Annotated in this window: 26 protein-coding genes; 22 read left to right on the top strand and 4 right to left on the bottom strand. The window is 39.1% G+C overall.

Annotation, left to right across the window (positions count from 1 at the left end):
- Window positions 1-30 precede the first annotated feature (30 nt).
- Entirely contained in the window at window positions 31-1,200 is a 1,170-nt protein-coding gene (locus tag ACF8PE_RS02180; protein WP_392494439.1) for a DUF3800 domain-containing protein, read from the top strand.
- A 57-nt stretch (window positions 1,201-1,257) separates the two neighbouring features.
- Here the strand turns inward: ACF8PE_RS02180 and ACF8PE_RS02175 are convergent, their stop codons facing one another.
- The 3 genes from ACF8PE_RS02175 to ACF8PE_RS02165 all read right to left on the bottom strand — a co-directional run bounded on the left by ACF8PE_RS02175 (window position 1,258) and on the right by ACF8PE_RS02165 (window position 3,297).
- Window positions 1,258-1,887 carry a hypothetical protein gene (locus ACF8PE_RS02175; protein ID WP_392494437.1) on the bottom strand — a complete coding sequence of 210 codons (630 nt, stop codon included), beginning with the start codon at window positions 1,885-1,887 and terminating at the stop codon, window positions 1,258-1,260.
- Between the two features lie 53 nt (window positions 1,888-1,940).
- On the bottom strand, window positions 1,941-2,762 hold the full coding sequence (locus ACF8PE_RS02170; protein ID WP_392494435.1) for a hypothetical protein: 822 nt from the start codon (window positions 2,760-2,762) through the stop codon (window positions 1,941-1,943).
- A gap of 223 nt (window positions 2,763-2,985) precedes the next feature.
- Window positions 2,986-3,297 (bottom strand): hypothetical protein, encoded by a 312-nt coding sequence (locus ACF8PE_RS02165; RefSeq protein WP_392494434.1) that lies wholly within the window; start codon window positions 3,295-3,297, stop codon window positions 2,986-2,988.
- Between the two features lie 337 nt (window positions 3,298-3,634).
- Between ACF8PE_RS02165 and ACF8PE_RS02160 the strand changes: the two genes are divergently transcribed.
- The 19 genes from ACF8PE_RS02160 to ACF8PE_RS02070 all read left to right on the top strand — a co-directional run bounded on the left by ACF8PE_RS02160 (window position 3,635) and on the right by ACF8PE_RS02070 (window position 24,637).
- Entirely contained in the window at window positions 3,635-4,123 is a 489-nt protein-coding gene (locus ACF8PE_RS02160) for a hypothetical protein (RefSeq protein WP_392494432.1), read from the top strand.
- Window positions 4,092-5,981, top strand: a complete 1,890-nt coding sequence (locus ACF8PE_RS02155) for a terminase gpA endonuclease subunit (protein WP_392494430.1) — start codon at window positions 4,092-4,094, stop codon at window positions 5,979-5,981. The genes ACF8PE_RS02160 and ACF8PE_RS02155 overlap by 32 nt, the downstream gene beginning before the upstream one ends.
- A gap of 12 nt (window positions 5,982-5,993) precedes the next feature.
- Window positions 5,994-6,458: a hypothetical protein gene (locus ACF8PE_RS02150; protein WP_392494428.1), complete on the top strand. Its 465-nt coding sequence runs from the start codon at window positions 5,994-5,996 to the stop codon at window positions 6,456-6,458.
- Between the two features lie 18 nt (window positions 6,459-6,476).
- Window positions 6,477-8,003 carry a phage portal protein gene (locus ACF8PE_RS02145; protein WP_392494426.1) on the top strand — a complete coding sequence of 509 codons (1,527 nt, stop codon included), beginning with the start codon at window positions 6,477-6,479 and terminating at the stop codon, window positions 8,001-8,003.
- A complete protein-coding gene (locus ACF8PE_RS02140) occupies window positions 7,957-9,825 on the top strand; it encodes a phage major capsid protein (RefSeq protein WP_392494425.1) in 1,869 nt (622 codons plus the stop codon). Before ACF8PE_RS02145 ends, ACF8PE_RS02140 begins: the two co-directional genes overlap by 47 nt.
- 4 nt (window positions 9,826-9,829) lie before the next feature.
- Window positions 9,830-10,117, top strand: a complete 288-nt coding sequence (locus ACF8PE_RS02135; RefSeq protein ID WP_392494423.1) for a hypothetical protein — start codon at window positions 9,830-9,832, stop codon at window positions 10,115-10,117.
- Window positions 10,114-10,530 carry a hypothetical protein gene (locus ACF8PE_RS02130; protein WP_392494421.1) on the top strand — a complete coding sequence of 139 codons (417 nt, stop codon included), beginning with the start codon at window positions 10,114-10,116 and terminating at the stop codon, window positions 10,528-10,530. Before ACF8PE_RS02135 ends, ACF8PE_RS02130 begins: the two co-directional genes overlap by 4 nt.
- A 5-nt stretch (window positions 10,531-10,535) precedes the next feature.
- A complete protein-coding gene (locus ACF8PE_RS02125) occupies window positions 10,536-14,366 on the top strand; it encodes a tail fiber domain-containing protein (RefSeq protein WP_392494419.1) in 3,831 nt (1,276 codons plus the stop codon).
- A gap of 77 nt (window positions 14,367-14,443) precedes the next feature.
- Window positions 14,444-14,893 carry a hypothetical protein gene (locus ACF8PE_RS02120; RefSeq protein ID WP_392494417.1) on the top strand — a complete coding sequence of 150 codons (450 nt, stop codon included), beginning with the start codon at window positions 14,444-14,446 and terminating at the stop codon, window positions 14,891-14,893.
- A complete protein-coding gene (locus tag ACF8PE_RS02115; RefSeq protein ID WP_392494415.1) occupies window positions 14,893-15,204 on the top strand; it encodes a hypothetical protein in 312 nt (103 codons plus the stop codon). Before ACF8PE_RS02120 ends, ACF8PE_RS02115 begins: the two co-directional genes overlap by 1 nt.
- Before the next feature lie 17 nt (window positions 15,205-15,221).
- A complete protein-coding gene (locus ACF8PE_RS02110) occupies window positions 15,222-15,584 on the top strand; it encodes a hypothetical protein (protein ID WP_392494414.1) in 363 nt (120 codons plus the stop codon).
- Window positions 15,571-17,733, top strand: a complete 2,163-nt coding sequence (locus ACF8PE_RS02105; RefSeq protein ID WP_392494413.1) for a hypothetical protein — start codon at window positions 15,571-15,573, stop codon at window positions 17,731-17,733. Before ACF8PE_RS02110 ends, ACF8PE_RS02105 begins: the two co-directional genes overlap by 14 nt.
- A 139-nt stretch (window positions 17,734-17,872) precedes the next feature.
- Window positions 17,873-18,427: a hypothetical protein gene (locus tag ACF8PE_RS02100; RefSeq protein WP_392494411.1), complete on the top strand. Its 555-nt coding sequence runs from the start codon at window positions 17,873-17,875 to the stop codon at window positions 18,425-18,427.
- Complete coding sequence (locus tag ACF8PE_RS02095; protein ID WP_392494409.1) at window positions 18,427-19,062, top strand: DUF2163 domain-containing protein; 636 nt, start codon at window positions 18,427-18,429, stop codon at window positions 19,060-19,062. Before ACF8PE_RS02100 ends, ACF8PE_RS02095 begins: the two co-directional genes overlap by 1 nt.
- Entirely contained in the window at window positions 19,059-19,472 is a 414-nt protein-coding gene (locus tag ACF8PE_RS02090) for a DUF6950 family protein (RefSeq protein ID WP_392494407.1), read from the top strand. Before ACF8PE_RS02095 ends, ACF8PE_RS02090 begins: the two co-directional genes overlap by 4 nt.
- Window positions 19,472-23,272 carry a fibronectin type III domain-containing protein gene (locus ACF8PE_RS02085; protein ID WP_392494406.1) on the top strand — a complete coding sequence of 1,267 codons (3,801 nt, stop codon included), beginning with the start codon at window positions 19,472-19,474 and terminating at the stop codon, window positions 23,270-23,272. The genes ACF8PE_RS02090 and ACF8PE_RS02085 overlap by 1 nt, the downstream gene beginning before the upstream one ends.
- A gap of 1 nt (window position 23,273) precedes the next feature.
- Window positions 23,274-23,858 (top strand): hypothetical protein, encoded by a 585-nt coding sequence (locus ACF8PE_RS02080; protein WP_392494404.1) that lies wholly within the window; start codon window positions 23,274-23,276, stop codon window positions 23,856-23,858.
- 1 nt (window position 23,859) lies between these two features.
- A complete protein-coding gene (locus tag ACF8PE_RS02075) occupies window positions 23,860-24,192 on the top strand; it encodes a hypothetical protein (RefSeq protein ID WP_392494402.1) in 333 nt (110 codons plus the stop codon).
- Window positions 24,193-24,442: 250 nt separating this feature from the next.
- Window positions 24,443-24,637 (top strand): hypothetical protein, encoded by a 195-nt coding sequence (locus ACF8PE_RS02070; RefSeq protein ID WP_392494400.1) that lies wholly within the window; start codon window positions 24,443-24,445, stop codon window positions 24,635-24,637.
- 33 nt (window positions 24,638-24,670) lie between these two features.
- Here ACF8PE_RS02070 and ACF8PE_RS02065 read toward each other — a convergent pair whose 3' ends face one another.
- Entirely contained in the window at window positions 24,671-25,144 is a 474-nt protein-coding gene (locus ACF8PE_RS02065) for a glycoside hydrolase family protein (RefSeq protein WP_392494398.1), read from the bottom strand.
- Window positions 25,145-25,200: 56 nt separating this feature from the next.
- Here ACF8PE_RS02065 and ACF8PE_RS02060 point away from each other — a divergent pair, with 56 nt between their 5' ends.
- Together ACF8PE_RS02060 and ACF8PE_RS02055 are read left to right on the top strand one after the other, a co-directional pair.
- A complete protein-coding gene (locus ACF8PE_RS02060; protein WP_392494397.1) occupies window positions 25,201-25,638 on the top strand; it encodes a hypothetical protein in 438 nt (145 codons plus the stop codon).
- Window positions 25,635-25,925: a hypothetical protein gene (locus tag ACF8PE_RS02055; protein WP_392494395.1), complete on the top strand. Its 291-nt coding sequence runs from the start codon at window positions 25,635-25,637 to the stop codon at window positions 25,923-25,925. Before ACF8PE_RS02060 ends, ACF8PE_RS02055 begins: the two co-directional genes overlap by 4 nt.
- Window positions 25,926-25,930 lie beyond the last annotated feature (5 nt).

Below are 25,930 nucleotides of genomic sequence, written 5' to 3'. Positions count from 1 at the left end.
GTATAGAGTGTTAAAAGTGTAGAGGGATATATGGGTAAAAATAGTCAACAAAGACGGGCAGCTAAACAAAGTAAGAAAAACCAAACAACTAGAGAAATAGCTGCAAGGAAAAACAGGCAATTGTATATGACACCAGACATATTTTTTGATGAGTCGGGCAATACTGGCGGGAATCTTTTGGATTCGAATCAATTCTGTTTCACTTTAGGTTCATGTCAAATAAGCAAGTCGGATGCACTTAAAGCTCTCGAACTAACTGGAAGCAAATCACCTGATGAAGCACATTTCAAAACGCTAAGACGTAGAAAATCAGGTCAAGATGGAATTATTAGGCTATTGGAAAGTAAGTGCATTAATACTGAAAGTGTAAAAATTTTCATTATTGATAAAAGCTACATGTTAACTACAAAAATAGTTGATATTTTAATAGAAAATTGGAGTTTCAATCGGGGTGTTGATATTTACAAAAATGGTCAAAATATAGCTTTATCTAATTATTTTTATTATTGTCTGCCTGTCTTTTGTGGGAAAGAACCAACATACAAGATGTATGAACAATTTATGAAAATGATTAAAATTCAGGATAATGAATCAATTGAGGAATTTTATGCCTCTGTCGAACACTTGAAAACTTGTACATCTGATGAAAAATTTATTAGTAGTATTGATAGAATTAGCATTACAAGAAGCGATATAGAAGATATCCTTGAGGATACTGAAAAATACATGCTTGACCCTGCCATCCCATCCTTCTTTAAACATTGTATAGAGTGGGATAAAATCTATCCGAATGGGTATCATATTAAGCATGATGATTCTAAAGCAATAAATGAGCGAAAAGGATTATTCGATACATTCATGGACTACACAAAAGAACCTGAAACATTTGGCTATGATCGAAGAACTTTTGATCTTCCACTTAAAGCTCGTTCTTTAACTTTTCACTCCTCAGTAGAGTTTCCGCAAATTCAAATTGCTGACATAGTAGCTAGTGCAGCAGCATATTATGGGAACTGTATAAAAGATAACAAGACTGATGACTATCTTTTTAAAGAGTTAGAAAGAATTAAAATTGATAAGTATTTTTACGATATGCTTTTATGGCCGACAACTTCTGTCACTCCAGAGGAGTTAGGAACGGTGCACACAGGCGGTATAAATCCCGCTGATGGTGTGGCAAGGTTCCTCACAGAAGCTTGAGCGTAAATTCATTAAGATATAAGAACGAACTAGCCCACACTTAATCGTGGGCTTTTTTTATTTTGGAAACTGGAAATAATCATGAATGTGTTTTTTGAAATTAGATGAATCATCTACTATATCCTCTTTGAGTTTTCCTAATTCATTATGAACAATATCAATCGCTCCGAAATCTTTCATAAATATGCAACCTTGTAAGCTATAAGAAATGTCACAAAACTTTTTCAACCTGGCAAAACATCTATGTGTTTCAGGTAACACCAAAATATTCCAGCGTTGACACGCATAAAGTTTTGATTGCAAAGCAATAATCCTATATGCCAATGCTTCAACTTCATTCCATGTTTCAGTACATTTAGGATCGTTGGTTCTAATGGTTATAATTTTGAAATATAACTTTTGAAGATCATTTTCAATCACATCATATTCAGACATAAGAGCTGATACATGGTTAAATCCAGCTTCATAACTTTTCTGCATTATCCAATTAGGTGCTGCCTTGTACGCACGATATGCTATATACGTTGTCAAGACAGATGAAGCAGTACTTACCCAATCAGACACACTACCCCACTCTAAGCCACTCATACCTGTAAATAACACCTTTGAGAAAGAAATAATTGCGGAAATTAAAAGTACTATAACTAATCCTATGAGGACCAAATTAGTTAGCTTCAAATTCTCCATTTATTATACCTATATCGAGTTGTGATTATATTGTTCTTACATTGCTTTTATTGTTAGTACCGTAGGTTCCATCTTTTTCTAGATAAAGCTAACTTTTTAGGAGCAAGTAAAAAAACCAATATTTCATGAATGTAAGGAACTAAAGGATCTTTTATTCCCTTTTCAAGCTCAATTTCATCAACGCAATCTTTAAGCGTTGATACTAAATGATAGTAAGGTTGTAGCATATCAATAATTTCCATAACAATATATGGAGAAACGTTACGCACTTTCCATGTCAAAATATATTCATCAATTTGGCTTAAAATATACCCATCTAAACCTTTATTCCATGTGTAACCAAAGGCTTTGTTTTTTTCTGCCCAAATGTTTAAATCGTACTCGAGTTTTTCTTTTCTCTTATCTGAAATGTGCTTTCTAAAGCATGAATTGATTATTTCATTCCATAATGATAAAGGATCAATGCTTTGCTTTTTACCTTTAACAATTTTATCAAGATTGTAGTATCGGGATGTATCAGCAAAATCAGAAAGCATTGTTAAAATAAGGTCTTGCTGCCAGTTTAATTTCCAATCAAAATTTGGTAGTAGTTTCCCCCCATAGGTAGAGCAATGAGTATGAAGCTCATAAATGTTATGACTAAATTTTTTAAGTGTTTTAAAGTCAGGCTTTTCTAAATCATTTTCAATCATATGATTAAGAATGAAAACTATTTTGAATAATCTCTCCATGCCAACTGATAGTTGGAAAAAAGAGCTATAGAAACTACCTTTGTCATGTGGACTACATTTCCTTAACGCAGTAAGACCACCGCAAATTGATGAACTTACAAGATAAGACTCAACCATGAATTGATTGAATGAATCACCTAACATTCTAATTCTCCATTTAAACAATAATTATTGAGACTATTCATTTGAGGTATTCTTTAGTTTTAATTATTAGGATCAATCAACTATTCTTTTTGTTATTCTATAAAATTAATTCATTGAAACGTGTATTTTATACTTTACCACTGAAAACGTACTCAAGTACACTACCTATTCACGCACTGTCTGCAATGGGTTTGTTATTATGGGATGGACGGTGCGTGATTCCTTAAAATGGAAGTTCACCCTGATCACAAAACCAATCTTGCTCGTCATGGAGCTGTTGCATACGCCGCTTTGCATTGAGGTACGTCAGTCCATCAATCACCGTATCTAACGGTTCTTCATAGAGCAGTACAAAGCAATGACTTTCAATGATACCCACCCAGTACTGACGATACTCATTCTGGAAGAATACCCGATCACCAATGTTGTACTCTTCCAAAACTGACCCCCAGTAGCATACCGTACCCCATTGCCCGTGATGCACGAACCGCTGTATGCCTGTAGTAATCGACGGATCAAAGCCATCTTTACTCATAATTTAACCCTCCATTTAACTGTGTGTGTATACAGTAATGCGGACACGGAAAAGAAGATCCAGATTGCAGTACTTCATGATGAACACAACGCCGTATAACGCTCTGTATCGCGTTCTAAGCGATGCAGTACAAACACGTGTGAGTACTCAAATAATTGATTTAAAGCCACTAAATAGCGATACACGCACGTTTGAAAGGTACTCGACAGGTAGTCGCAATCGGGAGTGTTCGGCAGCGAGTTCTTTTAATCGTATGTGCAAAAAACGATCAATCGCGTGCCGAACCTACTGAAATCATAAATACCAGTACAGCAACAACAGTACTGGAGATTTCAGAATGGCTATTAACAAAAATGAATACGGCAGGCGATACGGTGTGAATGAATCTACCGTTCGTGGATGGGTAGAACGCGGTATGCCACAAGATACTGATGCCGAAGCTACCGCCTGGATTGTAGAGAACATACTCAAACCGTTGCGTGATACCGATACGAAAGAGCAGATTGAAAAGGCTCGTCTAAGGAAGTTAATTGCCGAAGCAGAACAGGCCGAAACCGAACTAGATAGGCAGCGTGAACTACTGATCCCCGCCGATGAAGTTTATAAAGAACTAAACCAATTCTTTAAAACCCTCCGTGATTACTTCCGCACGTTACCGAACAAGATTCAGCACGAAGTATTTGAACAGGATTCTGTACTTAAAGTTAAGCGAGTATTACAACAACGCATTGATGAAATGTTAACTGAAATCGGGGATATGAAATACGAAATAGAAAAAGGCAAGGATGCCGAAGATGAAAACAAACAAGACTCTGAAAGTACTTAAACGTACTATTAAAATATTAAAACCGCCTCAAAAGATGAGGCCCAGTGAATGGGCAGAGAAACATTTAATTTTGCCAGATGGTGCAGCAGCCGGGCAGAAGTTAAAATTATATTCCTTTCAGAAAGAAATGCTAGATATTATCGACGACATTCGATACCGCAAAGTTGTATATAAAACATCAGCCCAGATTGCAAAAACCACTTTGCTAAATTCAGCATTATTTTACTGGATGGGTACTGATTCTAGTAACATCGGTATTGCACAAAGTTCATTGGCAGAATTGAAACAATGGAAATCTGCAAAGATTGATAAAACAATTGAGCAGGTGCCAGTACTATCAGAATTAATCACAGACAAAAACGACAAGACCAAAGCAAACAACCAACAGCAGACCGAATTAAAAGACGGTTCTTTCTTGTATTTTATGACTCTTGGATCTGCTAAAGCATTACGCGGTAAAACACTTAAACGAATCATACTTGATGAAGTATCGGCAATTGATCAAAACTCACCAGAAGGGAACCCGATTCGCTTATCTGAGCAGAGGGCGACGGATTTCGGCCAGGAAGCGAAAATCCTCATAAGCTCAACACCAACATTTTCAGGTGATGCTATCGATGTTGAGTACCAGAACAGTGATCAACGTGAGTACTTTGTTAAGTGTTACCACTGCCAGCATGAACATACATTGAAGTGGGAGAACGTAAAATTCGACTGGAAGAAGAACGGCAAGCGTAGCATCCCTGATTCCAGTACTGCAAAGCTACATTGTCCAAATTGTCAGGAAGAGATAACCGAATCTCAACGTATCAAAATGGTATCTGGTGGATGCTGGATAGCTCAGAATCCAGAAGTAACAGATACAGCAGGATTTTTTATTAATCGACTGTACAGTCCTAACAGTACTATCCAAGCTATTGCAAAAGAGTTTGAATTAGCATGGTATGAATATAACTATCAAACCTTCTATAATACAGTACTAGGTTTACATTATTCAGATCTTCAAGAAGAACTAGATGATTTAGCATTAGAAAATCTACGTGATGATACGTTTGATTTATCTAATATACCTGATTCAGTACTTGGAATTGTTGTCGGTTGCGATCAGCAATTAGACAGACTTGAAGCACAAGTATTAGGTTTTAATGAAAGTGAATTATTCGTTTTAGGATATCGATACTTCTACAGTCCTAACTGTGAGATTAAAGGTGCTAAAGCCTATAACGATCTTGCGACCTTCTGTAATCAGAAGTTTAAGACAGTATCCGGGCGTGAAGTACCAGTGCTTAAAGTTGCTGTTGACGGTGGTAACGGTAGAGCAATGCAGACGGTACATAGTTTCTGTCAGCAGTATAAAAAGTTTGAAATGATCAAGGGTTCATCAAGTACTACAGGTGATTTGTTCAAGCGTAGTACTACCGATGGTAGGCAGTTCTACATGCTGAACGTGCACGAGGGTAAGACATGGGTACGTAGCCTTCTTAACAACGCTGTAGCAGGTAAAACAGATGCACCATTAACGATACGTTTTGCACACGATTTGCCTGATGACTACTTTGATCAGCTCACATCTGAGAACTTAGAACGTACTGGTTCTGGCGTTAGATGGAAGCAGATCACAGGCCGCAGGAACGAAGCGTTAGATACATTGGTCTATTCATTATGCATGATGAAACTGGCACTCAGTAAATTAGGTGGTCAACCGTTTAAGAAATTACGAGAGTACCGAAGCACTAAACGACAAGAAATAGCTCCAGATAATACGCCTACCGAACAACCCACCGAAACCAGAAATAAAAGTACTAAATATACTAAACCAGCAAACAAAACCAGCATTGGTAAATCATGGTTCGGATAGGGATAAATAAAAATGAAAGAAACAATCTATATCGGTGAAGTACTCAATGAAGTACTACAGCCTAATACAACAATTAAAATCGGGAATAGTACTAATACGTTATTCACACACAGCACACAGGATGAAACTGAATCAGTAGCTATTGATACCTCAGAATGGCAATCAGGCTATTATTCAGTTGTATATAACAACAATGGTGAACTAACGATTAGTACTGTAACCGTCATTGATCCGATGGCACAAACAGACCGATTAACAGAACTTCAAACACAATTAGATGATATTAATAAAATTATTACCGCACGTATTAACGGTGATACTCATACGTTAACCATCAATAATAAGACCTTAATGAAAGAAGATCTGAATACATTGAACAATCTAAAAAACAGTATCACTAAACAGGTTAATGACCTGAAACGTAAACTAACTAAAGGCAATGCAGGCTTTTTTAAAAGTACTATTCATTGCCGCTAATAACAGGAGATCACAAGGATGTGGCCTTTTAACAAACGGCAAATAGAACCAGTACCAGTAAATCTACCAGTCCCGCAAAAAAATACTAATCATGTACGAAAACACCAGGACAGTAATACAGAGTTCCAGACAAATACACGTTCTTTAACTGGCTTACCTAATAAGGTTTTAGGTAAATTTGGTAATGGTGTTCAGAACGTAAACATCAATGCAATACTTAGACAGTCATTACCAGCTTTACGTGATGCAAGTCGTTCTCTGGTACTACAGAATCCTTATGCACGTCAGTACGTGAACCTATCAGCGGGAACTGTAGCTGGTGCAGACGGTATCACCGTTCGACCTTCACCAGTTGGCCTCGATGGACAAACTGATCCAGTACTGGCAGATCAGCTTGAGAAGTTGTTTTACGAATGGGCATCAGATGCAAAACGCTTTAGTGCAGACGGTGCTATCAGCTTTGATACCTTCCAGGCACTTGTAGAACGTTCAAGAGCTACAGATGGTGAATGCTTCATTCGTTTGCACAGTGGTGGTGATGAACTCCATGTATCGATTATCGACGCTAGTCGTGTACCTAGTAGCAAGAACGAACTTCTAAAGAACGGTGTATACATCAGCAATGGTATTGAACGTGATAAGAACGGGCGGGTACTGGCCTATCACGTGGCAGATGTTCACCCGTTAAATTACTCAATCCAGACCAACAGTACTCAACGTGTACCAGCCGGTGAAGTACTACATTATTTTATTCCAGAATTTCCCGGTCAGGAAAGGGGATTTCCAGACTGTATCGCAGTAATCAAAACACTTGATGATTTCAATAGCTACAACGAAGCGACTGTTTTACAGAAGAAGATCGCAAGTTCAGCTATGGGATTCATTACCAATAGCGATAACACACACGAAGAACTTCTAGACGGTGAAAATCCAGAAAGGGAATTTGTAGAGTACTTTGAACCGGGCAGTATTAAAGAATTAGCACCAGGGCAACAAATACAAACTCTGAACCCTACCGCAGGTACAGATAAGATCACAGAGTTCTATGATGCTTGCTTAACTACTATCAGTACTGGTCTGGGTATTCCTAAGCAATCACTAATTTCTGATACCAGTTCTGCAAGTTATTCAGCCAGTAAATTGGCTGATCGTATGAGTCGTGAAGGATTCAAAACACGTTCTAATTTGCTAATCAGTAAAGTACTGAAACCTATCTACCGTGAATTTATCAAACGGATCATGGTATCTGAATTTAAAAGTCTAAGTTTCACCAATTTTGAAAATATTGCTAATTGTACTTTTATCACCGTAAAACAGATCTCTTTAGATCCGGTTAAAGATGCACAGTACGAGCAAGTACTTTTAGATATGGGTGTTAAATCAAAATCTCAAATTATCCGTGATTTAGGCATGGAGCCTCAGCATGTATTTGAAGAACTCAAACGAGAAGCGGAGATAAATAAAACAGAAGATACAAACGAACAAGGAAGTTCAAATAATGAAATTCAACAAAAAACAGAAAAGGGAGATGACGTTAACGAGTGATAACGCACTTTCCGATACAGACAATCGTACTGTATCCCTTGCATTCAGTTCTGAAAATCCAGTAGTACGATCAATTGGCGGTCAGGAATATAACGAAATTCTTCTACATAACCCTGAGAACGTTACTTTAGAACGGCTACAAAATAAAGCCGCATTACTTTTCAATCATGATTTTGATAACCATATTGGCGTAATTGAATCTGCCACTATCGATTCTGATCATGTAGGTCGTGCATTAGTACGTTTCTCAAGTGTAGGTATAGGTGCTGAAAAATTTGAAATGGTACGTGAAGGTACTTTATCAAAAGTTAGTGTTGGTTATTCCATTCTTGATTATCGAATTGAAGGCGACAACCTTTTAATTACTCAATGGGAGCCTTACGAAATCAGCATGGTATCAGTACCAGCAGATGATTTTGTAGGTATAGGCCGTTCCCTAGAAGAACCAGAACCAACTGAAGAGGAACGAGAAGAGGAAACTGAAAATGAACCAGAACCCGATCAAACAGCTACTGAACCTACTCATGATAGTACTGAACCTACTACCGAAGAAATTCAAATTAACGAACAAACCGAAGAAGTAGAAAAAGAACGCCGTACTGATGAAAATATTTCTGGAGAAGTACCAGAAACAGCAACGATAAATAATACAGATACAGCACAATCAGATTCTAACCCTGAAACTAACTCTGAGCTAGAACAGGAAGTTCAGCAAGAAGAAGATCAGGAAGCTATCCAATCTGAACAATCACGAATTGCCGAAATAAAAGCAATTTCTCGTACTTTCAATGTTAACGAAGAAATTAGTAATCAGGCAATCGAATCAGGCTTAAGCATTGATGCTTTTAAACGCCAGGCAATTAATAAACAAACTAATATCAAGGAAGATATAAAAATGGAATTTTCTCTTAATTCTCTAATTCGTTCAATTCTGGACGGTGATAAAACTGGTATTGAATATGGTAACAAGGGTGTTATTGTAAGTGATACTGATTTTGTTAATGCAATTCGTGCTGGTGTTAATACTACCAATGCAAAAGATGTAATTCACTCTGATGTACTTTACGGTTCATTCATTGATGTACTACGTGCACAGTCAGTACTGAAGAACTTGCCAGTACAAATGTATACCGGGCTAACTTCTGAAATTGCACTTCCAAAACTATCTGGTGATTTCACTTCTGCTTTTGGCTTTATTTCTGAAAATGGCGTATCACCAGAAGTTGATGCGAATTTCGAATCAGTTTTAATGAAGCCTAAAACTTTCACCGGTTCCGTACCTCTATCCCGTTCAGTAGTTAAATCTTGTCCTCAGATTGAACAGATCGTTACTCAGGCTATTGTTGCAGGTTCCGCCGAACGTCTTGAAACCCTAATCCTACAAGGCATCGTTGCAGCAGCACAGGCCGCAGGTAAAGTACAAGCCGTTGATGCATACGATTATGCAACTATTGTTGATGCTCAAGGCCAACTGGGAGATGAAGGTGTACAGTTCGGTTCTATCAGTGCTGTTATGTCACCATCTACTAAAGCAACTCTACGCAGTACTCTACGTGGTACTAATACCGCAGCAGTTTATCTATTCGATGATGGTGATCTATGTGGTGTACCTGCTTACGATTCTAAAGTACTAGCAGGTCAAGACTTTATCATTCTCGGCGACTTCTCTAAAGTAGCTATTGCACAATGGGGTAATTCACTAGAACTCGACATGGACGACACGACCAACCGTAATCGCGGTTCTGTAATCGCTCGCGTATGGGCAGAACTAGATTTTGCACTAACCAATCCAGAAGCATTTCGTGTAATTAAATTGGCATAACATTATGAGAGCATTCAATTCAAATGATATGGATGCTCTGATTAATAGTTTTGGTGAAAAATTACTACTTAAAAATGGCAGTGCTATTACTGTCATTTTCGAGCAAGATGAAATTGCGATACAAACTACCGAAGGTTTAATCCAAACGACAGAAAATTATTTTACATGCCGTCATGATCAGATTACCTATGATGATACTTTTGTACTGAATAATGTTCAGTATGAAATTTATAATATCATTGATGATCTATCAGGTTTATGTAATGTCTATTATAGAGGCTTGAATGCATGAATATATCTACAATTAAAAATCATGTTTCAAGCCTTTTTTCATTTTCCGGTTTGAAAGTACGTAAAGCTACCAAAACAAACAGTCAGACTTTCAATGATTACATTCTGATGATCAGCAATGTTACCGAACAATACGAACAGCTAGAATATAGTAACCATCATTCTGTCATGTTAACGATGGATGTATTAGTTACATCAAATAGTGAATCAACAGCACAAGCAACAATGGATAAAGTACATGAACTATTATTCAGTACTGATCTAATTATTGGTCTATTAGATAAAGGGATAAATGTTAGTACCGTTAAGCTACTTTCAGTAGTCGATGATAACGATCCAGATACAGCCATAAATACCATTATGACAACGTGCCAGATTACTTACATTGCACGTCCAACAAATAATGGAGAATAATAACAATGGCAGGGATAATGCTCGGCAACAGGACGTTGCTATCTTATAGTACTGATGTGAATAATACACAGCCTACCGCACAATTTATTAATATTGATAATCTGGCTGCTTTCCCAGAGGTCAAAATTAACAGTACTAATCAAACCATCGAAACATATGATCAGGAATATACTTCCATGATCTCTGGTGGATTGAAAATTAATAACATCAGCATTGTTGTACATTATGAATCAACTAATATTGGTCATATGTTCCTCAGTAATGCTTATAGTACTAACAGAATTTTTCAATTGAAATTCTCTTTGTATGAAAGTGCAACAAGTTTTCGCCAACATTACATCATTCTGAATGGTCGTATTACTGCCTGGAAAGATGATGCAGACGTAAACAAGGTTTACGGGCGAACCTGGACATTCACACCAGATACAATCGTTCGTCAGGGATCGATAGACGAACCGCCAGTACTATACACGGGCAATTTTGGTGTTGGTTCTGATGGAACAACCGTACCGCATTATGAATCAGATGCTGGTAACGCATTCATCAAAGTATCAGCTACCCGTACAGATAACCCTATCGGCGTTGATCTTCTGGGTGTTGGTCTGGTGGATGGTGGCGGTATTAGCAAAGCACAGATAGTACTATCAGAATCCAGTACGCCACGTATGTACATCAAGAACACGGATAGTAATGCATGGGATCAAGTCTACAGTACCGCTAACAAGCCAGTACTTAACGCGGGTACGACACAAGGTATTACAGGGATCTTACCCATCGCAAATGGCGGTACTGGTAGTTCTGTAGCGGCTACAGCTTTGAGTAACTTAGGTGGACTTGCCAAAACCGGCGGCACACTTACCGGAGCAGTCACAGGTACGGCGTTAACCCTATCCAGTACTTTATCTGTTACTGGTGTAGCGACAGTTAACAATACGATTAACCAGGACGGTGTAGCGGCAGCTACTTACGGCCATACATCACTATCAGCAGCCGCAGCAGGTACTAAAAGTTATTTGCGTAAAATGCGTGGCGGTACTGGTGATACCATCTTTCATGAAACAGTACAGTCAGGTAACTACCGCCTTGCTACCGGGGCAAGTACAGACAGCAGTGATGCACTCACATTATCCAGTACGGGCAATCTAACAATTACTGGTGTTCTCACAGCTACCGGTGCAACGTTCAGTACAGCATTGCCGATCAGTTCTGGCGGTACTGGTGCAAGTACTGCAATTGCAGCATTACAGAACCTAAACGGTGTACCCCAAACAACTACCGTAAATGGTAAACCGCTATCAGGAAACGTGGTATTAGCTCAGGCAGACATTGCAGGAACAGTACCAACAAGCCGTACAGTGAACGGTAAAGCGTTAACAGGTAATATCGTATTAGCACAGACAGATGTTGCAGGAACAGTACCAACATCATTAACCATCAATGGCAAAGCGTTAACGGGTAATATACTCCTGTCACATGCAGATATTACTGGGTTAGGTGATTCCTGTACTTACGATATTGGTACATCAGGTGCTAATGTTCCGCTATTGAGTAACAGTAATGTATGGTCTGGTTCTCAAACAATAAACGATCTATACGTTGGGCCAGCAAGAGGAGGTAACGTAGTCGTTGAGATTGGAAGCCTTACCACTGCATCGGCTGCCGTAATCGATTTCCATAGTTCAGGCTCTAACAATGACTACGACACAAGGATCATCGCAACGGGCGGCGTTGCTGGTACATCGAACCAGGGCACGCTGACGTTTTCAGGCAGTAAATTACAGTTTAATGGTACTCCATCATTCAATACAGCTATTCCTGTTACCAGTGGTGGCACAGGCAGTACCACAGCATCGGGAGCATTAACTAATTTAGGGGCAGTAAGTACCGCAAGAAAGGTAAATGGTTATTCCTTAACCTCAGATGTAACGTTAAGTGCTGATGATGTTAGTGCATTACCTTCACGTGGCCTTATTCCAGTAGGTACTGATTTAAATGATTTGGATGGAACGGTACAGGGTTATTATCAGCAAACTCTAAATTCAAATGCCACAGCGATATTAAACTATCCAGCTCAATACGCAGGTACATTAGTAGTACTTCAAAACTCAGCAACTCACGTTAAATCGTGTACGCAGATGTACTATCGCTATAACACCAATGATCTCTATACTCGTACCGGATATTCAAATAGTTCAGGTGTAATTGCATGGGGTGCGTGGGGGATGTATGCATACACCGATATTAATGGTGTAAACAGTAACATCAAATCACTAACCGGATTGACTACCCCATTAGTACCAACTAACCGTACCGTAAATGGTAAAGCGTTAACAGGTAATATTGTATTAGCACAGGCAGACATTGCAGGAACAGTACCAACATCCTTAACAATTAATGGCAAGCCGTTAACAGGAAATGTAGTACTTTCAAATACCGATGTTTCAGGTAGTGCATCCTCCGGGGCAAATAGTGATATTACAAGCCTGTCAGGTCTTACTACTGCACTTAGTGTTGCACAGGGTGGTACTGGTAGCACTTCTGCAAGTGCAGCGTTGAGCATTCTCGGCGGTATGCCTAAATCTGGTGGTACATTCTCTGGTGCAGTAGGTGTATCAAGTACTTTAGCAGTTACAGGAACTCTAACCACAAGTAACAGTATTATTCAGGACGGTGTTGCACAAACTACATATTGTCAAACTGCATTGAGTTCTGGCACAGCAGGTAATAAATCATATCTGCGAAAATTCCGTGGCGGTACTGGCAATACAATATTCCATGAAACTGTACAGGGTGATAATTATCGTATTGCCTCCGGTACTACTGATACAACAGATGCAATGACATTATCAAGTACTGGCGACCTTACTACATCACATCTGACAGTTACAGATAATGATGCATCCTTACCAGGTACTGGCAGTACTGTTTATGGTGGTCGATTAAAATCACTGTACACAGTAAATGGTATTGAAAAAACATCCACTTATTTGCAATCAGTTAAACGTATTGAATGGGATTACTCTATAGCACGTCTATTTGTGAATCAGACAGGTGGTGGAACCGATACGGCACAATCACGATATTTTGACTTTATGTCCAACGGCAATGTGCAAATTCCGGGACGTATGTATATGGGTAGTCCGGCTGTTAACTCGTGGTGGAACTCAGCACAGCCCCACTATGCCGCCTATTACACGGACACAGCCACAGACACTCCGGGTAGCGGGGCTATAGCTGGCCTTTCCTGGGGATATCAGCATGGCGGGGGCTATAACCTGCGAACAATGTGGGGGAATGTCGGGAATGGTACGGTGAACTGGGGTAACACCGCAATGACCCAGTTTGGGGACAGCGGTTCTAAGATCCGCTACTGGTACTTCACTCCCGTTAATGGAGACCTTGTCACTTCAACATCCGGGGATGGGGGATTTGCAGGTAACTATACTTTCCAGAAAGCAGCAACATCTGACGCAGCATTGAAACATGGTATTGAATATAACGATGGCAAACAATCATACGATAATATTAAGAAGTTAAAGCCTTGTACTTTCGTATATAATTTCGATGAATTAAATCGTAAACGTCGCGGTATTATTGCACAGGATGCATTACGTGATATTGATAGTGAGTACGTGAAATTAGTACCAGCGGCACCAGAATATGATGATGAAGGTAATCGCTGTGATAAAGATGATACTTTAGCACTTGATAATAACGTCATAATGATGGATACGGCTATTGCTCTTAAAGTTGCGATTGAGAAAATAGAAGCAATGCAACAACAGTTTGAAGTACTACAAACTGAACTTGCAGAACTAAAAGCACTAAATAAGTAAGAATAAACACTTTTAATGAAAATTCAGTACCGGAAGGATTCGGTACTGAATATTAACTATGATAAGGAAATCATAATATGCCAATGAATATTTTTACAGGCACTAATCTAACTGTAGGTATTGGTACAGCAGGTGCAACCGTAGCCACTACTTTTACTTCTATTCCAGAAATTGCAGCCTTTCCAAGTACTGGTAGTTCTGCAACAGTAATCGATGTAGTTAGTTTTGATACGAGCGTAAACCGAAAACTGGTCGGTAGTAAAACAAACTCAGATGTAACATTACAAGTTAACTGGATTCCAGATAATGCCGTTCATCAGCAACTTGTTACTGCATTTGAAAACCAAACACGTATTCAACTGAAATTCAGCTATTTTACTGATGCGACTAAAACATCAGGTTTTTACGTCGTTTATAACGGCTATATTACTGAAAAGAAAATTGAAGGTGATCGCGATAAAGTCATTAATCTTACTATGAACTTTGCATGTGATGGTGCATTTGTAGCACAGGGAGTACTTCCATAATGGATATTCATACTCTATTTGCTGCACTAAGACCTGAACTACATAAAGTTACTTTAAAGAACGGTGCAGAACTCTATGTTCATCGTCCTGCTATCAGTAATTTCGAAAAGTGTACTGATGCTAAAAGTACTCTTCTCTATACAGTATCTGATGAAGATGGTGTACCCATTTTCTCTGATGTAGATGAAGATGGGAAAATTAATGTTAATCAAATTGATGCTCTAATTGTCTCTGAAATTAATGGCGAAGTAATGAAGCTATGGCCTAAAGCAGAAGAACCACAGATTCAGGATCATATCGAAAAAAAATAAGAAACAATCCACGTTTGATGTTTACCCTGAAACTACTTAACAAACGTGGATTGAGTCCATCAGAACTGGAATTAATTGATCCAGAACTTTTCGAATATATGATGATTTACGATTCCAGTATTGAACCATCCGGGTCAAGGTTTGAGCATATTAAGTACTCAAACCTTGCACATTTGATTTTAATGTCCAGTGGTAATTTAACCGAAGCAGGGATGAAGAGAGCCAGTGTAAACGATTGGGATATGTACGGATTACTTTCTAATAAAACAGTACATGAACGTATTCAGGAACAGGATGAAGCTGAACAAGCGAAACAACAATTACAAAATTCCGCAATGATGAATTTCATTACTGGAGGGCTAAGGAATGGCACAGAATAATCAACAATTAGTTTTTAATATTAATGGTAATGCTACTGGCTTACAACGTGCATTAGCTACTGCCGGAAATAGCCTTAACAGTTTCAGTACTCAAGCAGGCGGATCATTAGCGGGGCTTGCTGGTAATTTTGGTAGTTTAACCGGGCAAATCGGCGGGATGAATACTGGTGTACTGGCTCTTGCAGGCGGCTTTGGTGCATTAACGGCAGTAGTTGCATCACAAGTAAATGCGGCAAGTGATTACGTTAAAGTACTGAATGATGCCGCTAACAGTTCAGGTATGACTGTAGAGCAGCTACAGAAATTAAAAGGTGCTTTTGCTGGTCTTAATATCGAATATGATACTTTTGCACAGTACAATATCGACTCGAAAGATCATATGGGTGATTTTTTTCGCGAAGGTAAAGGCGGTTTCGGGGATGATCTAAAAGCATGGGGTGTAAATCTTCAAGGCTTTACTAAGTACATGAATGATGCCGATGGCGGTATAAAGATGATCATCAAAACATTCTATGAACTGCAAAAGGCGGGTAAATCAAATGCTGAGATCACGAACGCTATGGAAAGTATCGCCAGTGATTCAAGTAAGTTATTGCCAGTACTTAAACAGTACAAATCAGAAGTTGAAGCCATTGCCGCTATTGAGAAACAGCATGTAGGTATTACTACCGATACAGCACAAGCATATGCACTGTATCAGCAAAATATTGCTCAGTTAGATCGTAACTTTCAGGAGTTCAGAGTTAATGCTCTACTACCAGTGATTGAGGCATTAAACGAGTTACGTAACATTTTTGCAGGTGATTGGCATTTTCCTTCATTTGATCAGATGGGTGCAAACTTAAAGCGATTTGCATATGACTTTGCATCATTAGGTAATCATCATGCATTACCGGATTCATGGGGGCAGGGGCAGTATTCAAACAGTGCTATGCCACAGTCAGAATCTAATAAACCGGGCATCACTAAACCCTATGTTCTACGTGATCCAGACGGTGAGAAGAAAGCAGCAGATGCCGCTAAAGCGTTAGCTCAGAAGCAGGTACAGGCACGTATTAACCTTAACCAGGTAATGTCACAGTTAGGACGTAATGAAGCGGAAACACGAGTACTTCAATATAACTACTCTCAGAACGAGTTACGTAAAAAGATGGATGAGGCATTAAGCATTCTAAATCTTAATGAAGAACAGAAAACCAGAATCATTACCAGGCAACAGCAAGCAAGGCTTGAGGGTTCTAAACGCCTCATTACAGAAATGCTTGAAGCTACCGATCCACAGCAGTTATCGGAAAATCTTGCAGCACTTAGTATCGGTAACGTACAGAACATTACGCCAGAACATATCCAGAAGATTCTTTCTGCACAGGATGTACGTTCAGGACTACATGATCCCAATAATGTATTTGGTAATCAGGTTGATATTAAAGCACAGCAGGATGAACTATATAAGCAACGTGATTTTGAAATTCAGATTGATCAGCAGCTATACGCAGATAAGTTAATCTCAAAAGAAGAATTTGAAAAGCGTAAGGCTGAACTAACAGCACGGTACAATAATAAAGCCGCAGCAGTAGAACGCCAGAACAGCCAGTTACAGATACAGACCTTTGCAGATACAGCAACCAGTATCGGTACTATGCTCGAAGGTGTTGCAGGGAAGGGCAATAAAGCGGCTCAGGCGGCGTTTATCGTTGGTAAGTCGATCAGTATTGCCAATATCGTTATGAAGATTCAGGAGGCTCTGGCTAATGCTATGGCTACGCCGTGGCCTGCTAACTTTGCCAACTATGCTACCGTAGCGAGTCTTGGGGCCAGCATAATAAGTACCGCACGTGGTACACAGATTCAAGGTCAGGCTCACAGTGGTATTGATTCAGTACCTAAGCTGGGTGGACGTGATGAAAGTACATGGATACTGAAAGCGGGTGAACGTGTAGTTAACAACAATACGAATCGTGATTTAACTCAATTCCTGAAACAGCAAGATAAGCCAGATAATAGTGGTACTGGTCAGACTGTAATCAATGCACCGTTAGTAGTTAATGGTGGTGGTCAGATTACCGATCAGCAATTCCAGACGATGCTAAAGAAACATTCTGCAAATGTGATGCAGGCAGTACGAGCAGCACAAACACGTAGTACCTAAAAATGATCCAACGGTCGATGAAAAAACCTATATAAATGGTAGTACCGTTGGATCATTTTCATCATCACAAGTCCAGCTAAATGCTGGCTTTTTTACGTCCTGGATTTGGATAAATACTGTAAATCCAGGAGAATTTAAAATGGCTTTATTTACGAACAATATAAAAATAAGTGACTTCAAGTTACAAAATATAGAACCAGCTTACTCTAATAAAAGTTGGACGGGTACACAGAACCGACGCAGTACAGGTATTCAGTACTATCAGATTTCATTCAATCTTCAATTCAATCAGGCAGACCGACAGGAAGTACTGAATTTCATTGCTCAGTACTCACAGGGTAAACCATTTACTACCGATTTAGGTTATTTTAGCCAGTACACAGGTAATCAAATTGGTACAGTATCAAGTACAGCAACTGTTAGCAAAGGCGGTACTGTTATCCCTTGTAATGCTAATACACTGGAAGTAGGTACTTTAGTTACATTCCAGAATAGTACTAAAATTCATCGTATTATTGCCAGTACAGGTACATCTATTACCGTATTTCCGGCCTTACGTCAGAACGTACAGGCAGGTGAAGTTATCCGTTATCAGGGTATTAGTGGTTCATTCATTATTGACGTTGATTGTGATCTTAACTTGCCATCGACAAATATTATGTCTCTGCAAGTAAAAGCAACGGAGGCACTGTAATGAACTCAGCAGTATTCACTAATCCGGCTCTGTTGCAGTACTGGAACCTTACGAGAGGTGGCAATAAATCACAGTTATCAGTATCAGAAGTCATGCAGTTAGGCGTTACAGTTAAATGTGTTGATATCTATCCAGTACAGGGATCGGGAGTACAGGCACTACATCTTAATGATGGTTATATTGACCTGAATATTTCAGGCAATCTATACACCAGTTTTCCAGATTTTATAAATGATTCGTTTGGTTCATTCACTGAACAGAAAGATATTAGTAATGAATCGCTATCTTTCAAGGTCAGTAATGTTAATCAGTCATTTCAGGCACTGGCATTATCTGGAGAACTGAAAAACGCACAAGTTAATTTATGGCTAACGATACTCAACCCTGCAAACGCTACAGTACTTGATAATTCATTAATGTTTAGTGGTTACATCGACTACTTTGAATCTATTTCGAATAATGAAGATATTAAGAATGAACTTACCGTTTACGTTAACAGTATATGGAAGAAACTGGACGTTCAACAGCGTACTTTAGCCGCTAACTCTGTACATCAAAGTACTCATAAGAATGATGCGTACTTTTCACTATTAGGAAAGATCAACTCTCAGCAAACATGGAAGTATAAGAAATGAGAAACAACATTATTAAAATTCATAACATTGCACAGGCATGTATTAGTACTCAGTTCGAATTAGGTCAGAATGATTGTAATATTCTTGTACTTAAGGTTATTGATCAAGTATGCGGTACTAATTATACCGATCTGGCTATTGGCAAATACAAGACCATCAAAGCAGGGCAGAAGTTATTCACTAAGCATGAATTAGGTTCATTAGAAGAGATCTGTAAGCAACACGGTGTACTGGTAGATACGCCTGTATTCGGTGACATTATGGTTAAAGGTATTCACGGTTCTGTAGTACTCGATGGTAAGTACATTGCACTGAACACTGACAGTACAGGGTTCAATGTTGCAGTACTACCGTGGATTAGTGATTGGAAGTACTACCGTATCACTCCTGCTAACGGTGGGGGTGAATAATGGGCGGTAAAATTTCAGGTGCTGGGTTAGTCGGTGCATTAATCACAGCCGTTGCAGTCGCAGCAGCCGCATGGACGGGCGGGGCAAGTCTTACAGCCGCAGCAGCATGGGGGGCAGGGGCTGGAGCAGCCTCATTAGTAGCAACATCGATGTTATCACAGATGCCCGGTATTACCCCTCATACAGATAGTGCTACAACGTTAAGCCGAAGTACTTCACCGCAATCGGGTATACCTATCTTGTACGGTGATAAGGTCAAATGCGGCAGTATCGTTAACTGGTATAACGTACAGAACAATTCAAGCCAGTACTTGTTTACAAGTCATGCCCTTGCAATGGGTGAGATTAACAAGATTAGTCAAATCTGGATTGATGATGAACCAGTACTGACGAGTCCGATCACATCTGAGGGAGTAGTAGCAAGTGGCTTAATTAACGCAAAGTACCGCGACCTTCTGCAATTAGAGGTTTATTTCGGCAAGCCAAATTACACGGCGGGTAAAGTATTAGCGGGTACTTATGGTGGTTCTCAATGGAACAACAGTACTTTTAAAGGTAATGGGATCGTACAGGTTTATACTGTTATCAAGAAAACCCAAAAGTCATTAGAAGATAACTTACTGGTCAATGATAATTATGTACTAACTGCTGAATGTTCTGGTAAGAAAATATACGATCTAACTACCAGTACTACAATCGTCAGTAACAACCCTGTTAACCAATTATATGATTACATAACTAACACAGAGTACGGCCTTGCTGTGAGTCCTGGTAACATTGATTTAGCATCATTCCAGACAGCAGCACAGTACTGTAAGCAGTACGCAATGTTCAGTAATGGAGCAATCAATTATCAGGATACCTATAAGTCAAACATTGAAAAATTGTTGATGACATTCGGCGGTATCACAAGTATTCATTGTGGTAAACTGTATCTAACAGTAGATATTCCGGCATTGTCAGTACAGACATTTGATGAAAGTACTATATTCGGTGAATTCACCAGTACTACAACTGGTATCAGTGACTACTTCAATACAATCGATGCAACATGGAAGAATATAACTAATAATTACTCAGATGACATTTTACGTATTCCTTCTGATATTGCAGCAAGTGATGTGCTAACCAGTGATGGACTGATTATTACAAAGGCTCTTGATTATTCATGGGTATATGGCAAGTCTCAGGTAGAACATCTTATTAATATTGAATTACTCAAGGGTAAGTACTCTCACAATACAATTAGTTTTGCTACAGATTCAGGATGGGATTTAAAAGTATGGGATGTAATTACCGTTAATTTTGCCGAACATGGATATCAGAACAAGCTATTTAGAATCATCGGTAAATCTATCAGTACTAACACTGATTCAATCGGCATGGTTCAGTTGCAATGCGTTGAGTACTTCCAGGGGATCTATGAAGGGGTAGACGTTCCTATGTACGGTTGGGAAGGTTCTTTACCTTCACCAGTAGCAGTACAGCCGCCGTCTAACCTATCCGTTGTTAAAAAGGGTGCAACCAATCAGGGGCAAACCGTAGTACTAACCTGGTCAGCCAGTATCGATCAGTACTTAAGGGGTTACTACGTCTATTACCGTCAGACAGGTACTCAAACATGGACGTATGGCGGCAGTACTAACCAGTATGTAGAGTCATATGAGCTATACGGCCTCACAGCAGGCGTTCAGTACGATTTTGCCGTAGCCGCCTTTAATAACTTAGGGATTGTGTCAGACAAGGTTACACAAAACGGTGTAGTACCAGACTTTGCATTTACTTTGCCTGCTATTACTGGATTGCAGCTTATCAACCGTGGCAGTACTGCAACTACTACCGATGCACTGGATTTCATCATCGGATGGGATGATCAGCTATATGTAACTGTGAACGGTAAGAAGTTCAGCGAGTACTTCAACAAGTACGAAATCATCATCTACGATACCGGGATGGTGAAGAAGCGTTCTTACTTCATCCAGGCGAACCAGTTCACATACACCTATGCAATGAACAAGCTGGATACTCTTAGCCGTACACGTACTTTCGGTGTTGTCGCGTGGGGTCATAACAGCAGTATCTACAGTGCAGAAGCACGTATCACAGTGACTAACCCACAATGCCCGGGCTTAACTGGATTTACGGCTAATGCTGGTTATCAGTCAATATTCGTTCAGTACGATAACCCAGAAGCAGGGGCTACTGACTTTGCCGGGGTAAACGTTCAGGTAGCAACTAACAGTACTTTCACACAGAACCTTAAAACGTTCGGTACTAACAGTCCGTTCATGCATAGTTTTCCGGTTGCTGATGGGAAGTACTATGTACGTGCAGGAGCTTATGACAATTTCGGGCAGGACTCGATTATCTACTCGTCAGGTGTGTATGTAGATCTGCAATCAAAAGTTAACTGGTCTGCACAGGATGAACAGTCACTAAATGATTTCCTACATCTGGACGGAAAGATCAGTACTGCTATCAGTGATGCAGTTACACAGGCCAACGCGAACACCACAACTAAGATCGGTGCATCTGAAACTAAAACGACAAAGTTGATTACAGATGGTGATAATGCCAACTCTACAGCAATCACAAACCTAACCAGTAAGACAGCAAGTGATATCAGTGCAGCAGTAACTACTTTGAACCAGACCATCACTACTAAAGATTCTGCACAGACCGCAGCATTGAATGCACAGGTAAGCAGCATTAATAGTAATATCACGGCTCAGGTAGCAACGCTTAACAATACCATAACGACTAAAGACACCGCTCAAAGTACTGCACTGACTCAGGCTAAATCTGAATTAAATGGTAATATCAGTTCAGTCAGTACTGCAATGACTACTAATATTGATGCACTGAAAAATAGTGTTAACAGTCATTACGAATTGAAGGTAAATGCAAATGGTACTGTTGCAGGTATGGGTATCTATGCAGATGCAAATACCAAAGCAAGTGCTGTGTATTTCGTAGCTGATGATTTCAAGATCATTACTGCTAAAACTTCCAGTAATGTCAGTAGTCCGTTTATCCCATTTGCAGTACAGAATAACAGGGTATACATCAACTCAGCTATGATTGCTAATGCCAGTATTGGGCAGGCGATGATTGCCGATGCAAGTATAAGTAATGCTAAAATTCAGGACGGTGCAATTAACAACGCAAAAATTGGTAATCAGATTAGTTCGAATAACTGGATTGACGCCTGGCCTTCTGATGGTGGTCAGGGCTGGTGTATTCGTAAGGATGGAACCAGCTATTTCAATAATGGTTATTTCAGGGGTAGCGTTTTTGCTGAGAATGGTTACTTCAAAGGAGACGTTTACGCAGAGAACGGCTATTTCAAAGGTATTGTATATGCATCAGGCGGTTCATTCACTAATGGTAGCTTCATTAACTGTACCATTGATAATCTGAAAGCAAACAGCATTCAGGGAGATATTATGCGTATGTTTCTGTTAGGAGCGGGTGGTATAACCATCCCAGCAGAACCACAGTTTGCCCGTGTTCTAACTATTCCGTGTATCCCAGTGACTGTAAAGGGCGGGTATGATGGGACTTTTACTCCTCCGCGAGAATCAACTAACACACGTGCTGTTAGTGTATATGCGAATGGGAGTGTATTACGAGTTGCGAGCATATCTGCCAGAGGTCTTGAAAGTGATATTACTGTTGGTTCTGCATCGATGACAATTCCAGCAGGCGTAGCTGTAACATTAACAGTTGATTTACGGTCAAATGGAAATTTAACTACTTATAACGGGCCTGATTTAACGGTTATTGTAGGGAGAGCATAATATGATAACAGGATCTTTTCAGCAGGGGGCAACCCCTGCTAATGCAGTACGAATACTTAACCAACAAGGGCAAGCATTCATTACTTCATTTCAATCAGAACTAACCAAGCGTTGCCGGGCACTAGCTAAACAGGTACAGGATGATATTAACAATACAGTAGATGGTGGAGCAGTAGCTTTTACCAAACGAGCGATATTCTTCAACTTCATTCAACATGGTAATGGAACCAGAACGAACCAGATCATAGTACGTGGTCAACAGGTTGCATACTTACGTTCAGTACTCACAGATGATCAGACAATGTTTAATAAAATTGTGCCTACTAGCAGTGCAAGATTAACGGCTCAGGGCAACATTGCAAGCCTGCATACCCAAATGGGTAAGAGGTACAAAGTAGTTGAACAAAACGGTAAGAAGTACTTGATTGATACTAGCCAGAAGAAGAAAAAAAGAGGTGGACGAGTTATAGGGAAATACGAGAAAAAGAAACGCAAGATTATCTATGATTTCTTTAATGAGACTGAACAAAAAGCAAGATTAGTGCTAAATACTATGCGTGGACAGTTTACATTGAGGAGCGTTTAAATTGCAGCAACCATATGATGAAGAAATAACTAAAAATATTAAACTGAACGGATGTGATGTATTGATGTGTAATATCCCTTTCAATAAGATTCTTATTGATGCAAAGTACTATACAGGCTATGGGCTTGATGTGATGGGCTATGATCTTATGAATGTTGGATTTTATGATTTACAAGATCGTTATCCATTATTAGAAAAAGGTGATATTACAGATTGGCAGTACTTTGACGAAATATACAAAGTACAGGTTATCGACTCTTACAAACTATTTGTAAAAGGCATAAATATTCAGTTGTATCTTGTTCAGTTTAAAGAGTCATTTTTAGATGAATAAAATAAATACTCTATATTAATCTTATGGAGTAAAAATTATGAGAAAAACAAAACTTGAATATATTATTTGGGTGGTGGCAGTAGTTGCACTTGCAGGTTTGTATTGTTTCGCAGGTCTACCGTTATGGGTGGTGATACTACTGTCAATTATATTAGGATAAAACATGGTAATTACATCAACTATGATCGGTATTGGTAGTGCATGTATTGCTTTATGCGGATTAGTACTGTCAAGGTACAGGGAGCATAAAATGGATTCAGATCAACTTTACAAACGTATTTCAGATCTTGAAGCAGAACAACGATTATTAAAACAACAACTTGAAACTATGAGTCAGGATCAAGTACTTTTTGCAACAGAACTACGGTCAGTACAAAATCGTTTACTTGATATCGATGTTAAGCTTTCCAGGATTCTAACGATACTGGAAGTACAACAACACTAACAATAAAGCCAGCATTACGCTGGCTTTATTGTTTTATCCTCTTATTACCCATTTAATCAACTGATCAATTCGGTTTGGTGTCTGGTGGTACAGTTTACTATCTTTTAGTTCTAATATGGCCGTAGCATAATTCTGTGTTTTGAGTGCATAGATGCAACGTTTAAAATTACTGAATCCTTTTAAACCTAACTGGAAAACAAGTACTGTTACCAATGAATACCAGCGTGAATCTACAGATAAACCTAGATTTAACGAGTTAGTACCATCAATCGCTTTTTGGTAATCGATTTCTAGAAGTTGGTTTGCCTGTGCTTCTGTAATGCCATTTTTAAAATGTTCTTTTTCACCTGGTAGTACTAAATGACCGTAACCAATAGTTTCATATCCTAGTGAATCTTTATAGGTCCAGAATTTGCCATTCTTGAAATAACCTATTTTTTCCTGATATTGCTTAGTACCTTCTAGGCGTTTCAACATTTGTAGTACTTCAACTTTATTAACACTCATTCGTTCTCGTTCCTCGATAAATAATTGATACAGTATTTATTAAGGAAATTAATTAAATGGATAGTTATAAAAATGAGTGGCAAATGTGGTATAGGAATGAAGATTTAATTCCCGAAGAAACGGCATGTTTTGTTTATATAATTCAGTTTCCACAATCGGGCGAATTCTATATTGGTCAAAAACGACTATGGAAAGGAATCAAGAATGTTTCAGAAATTAAAGCAGACAGTAAACAAAGTAATTGGGAAGAGTACTGTAGTAGTAGCAAAACGGTGATAGAGAAGATTGAAGCGGGTGAACAGTACAAGAAAAGTATTCTTGCTTGTTTCCCTACATACGCCGAAGCACTTCACTGTGAGTCAGCACTTATCTGTATGTTGTGTTCTCAGTGGGGGAGTCTGAACAAAGCATTAATGGCTAAGTTCAAGTTTACGGGTCGAATGAACAAAGAACATATGCAGAAGGTCAGAGAACTACTGGAGGATTTAACATGAAGAGACTGATTAATATATTATTCAAAGGGATAGACTTCTTTATTAAAAGAAAGACTATTCAAGTAGATGAAGAAAAAACAAATTCCGAAGGACAGATAGAGACTTACAGAGAAGAAATTGAAAAAATAACATTCCACTGGCGTAACGCTTTGGGATTCGTACTAACTCTAATTATTCTTTATAATTGGATTATTGTACCTGTACTCGATGCATTTGGTGTCGTCGTCATTCAAGTACCATTAGGTCAACTATTACAAGTACTTTTAATTCTGGTTGGTGGGAATTAGGCCGG

The sequence above is a fragment of the Leclercia sp. GLN_9 genome, from assembly GCF_043105735.1.
Classification (GTDB): Bacteria; Pseudomonadota; Gammaproteobacteria; order Enterobacterales; family Enterobacteriaceae; genus Enterobacter; species Enterobacter adecarboxylatus.
This window is presented reverse-complemented; position numbering and strand designations above follow the sequence as displayed.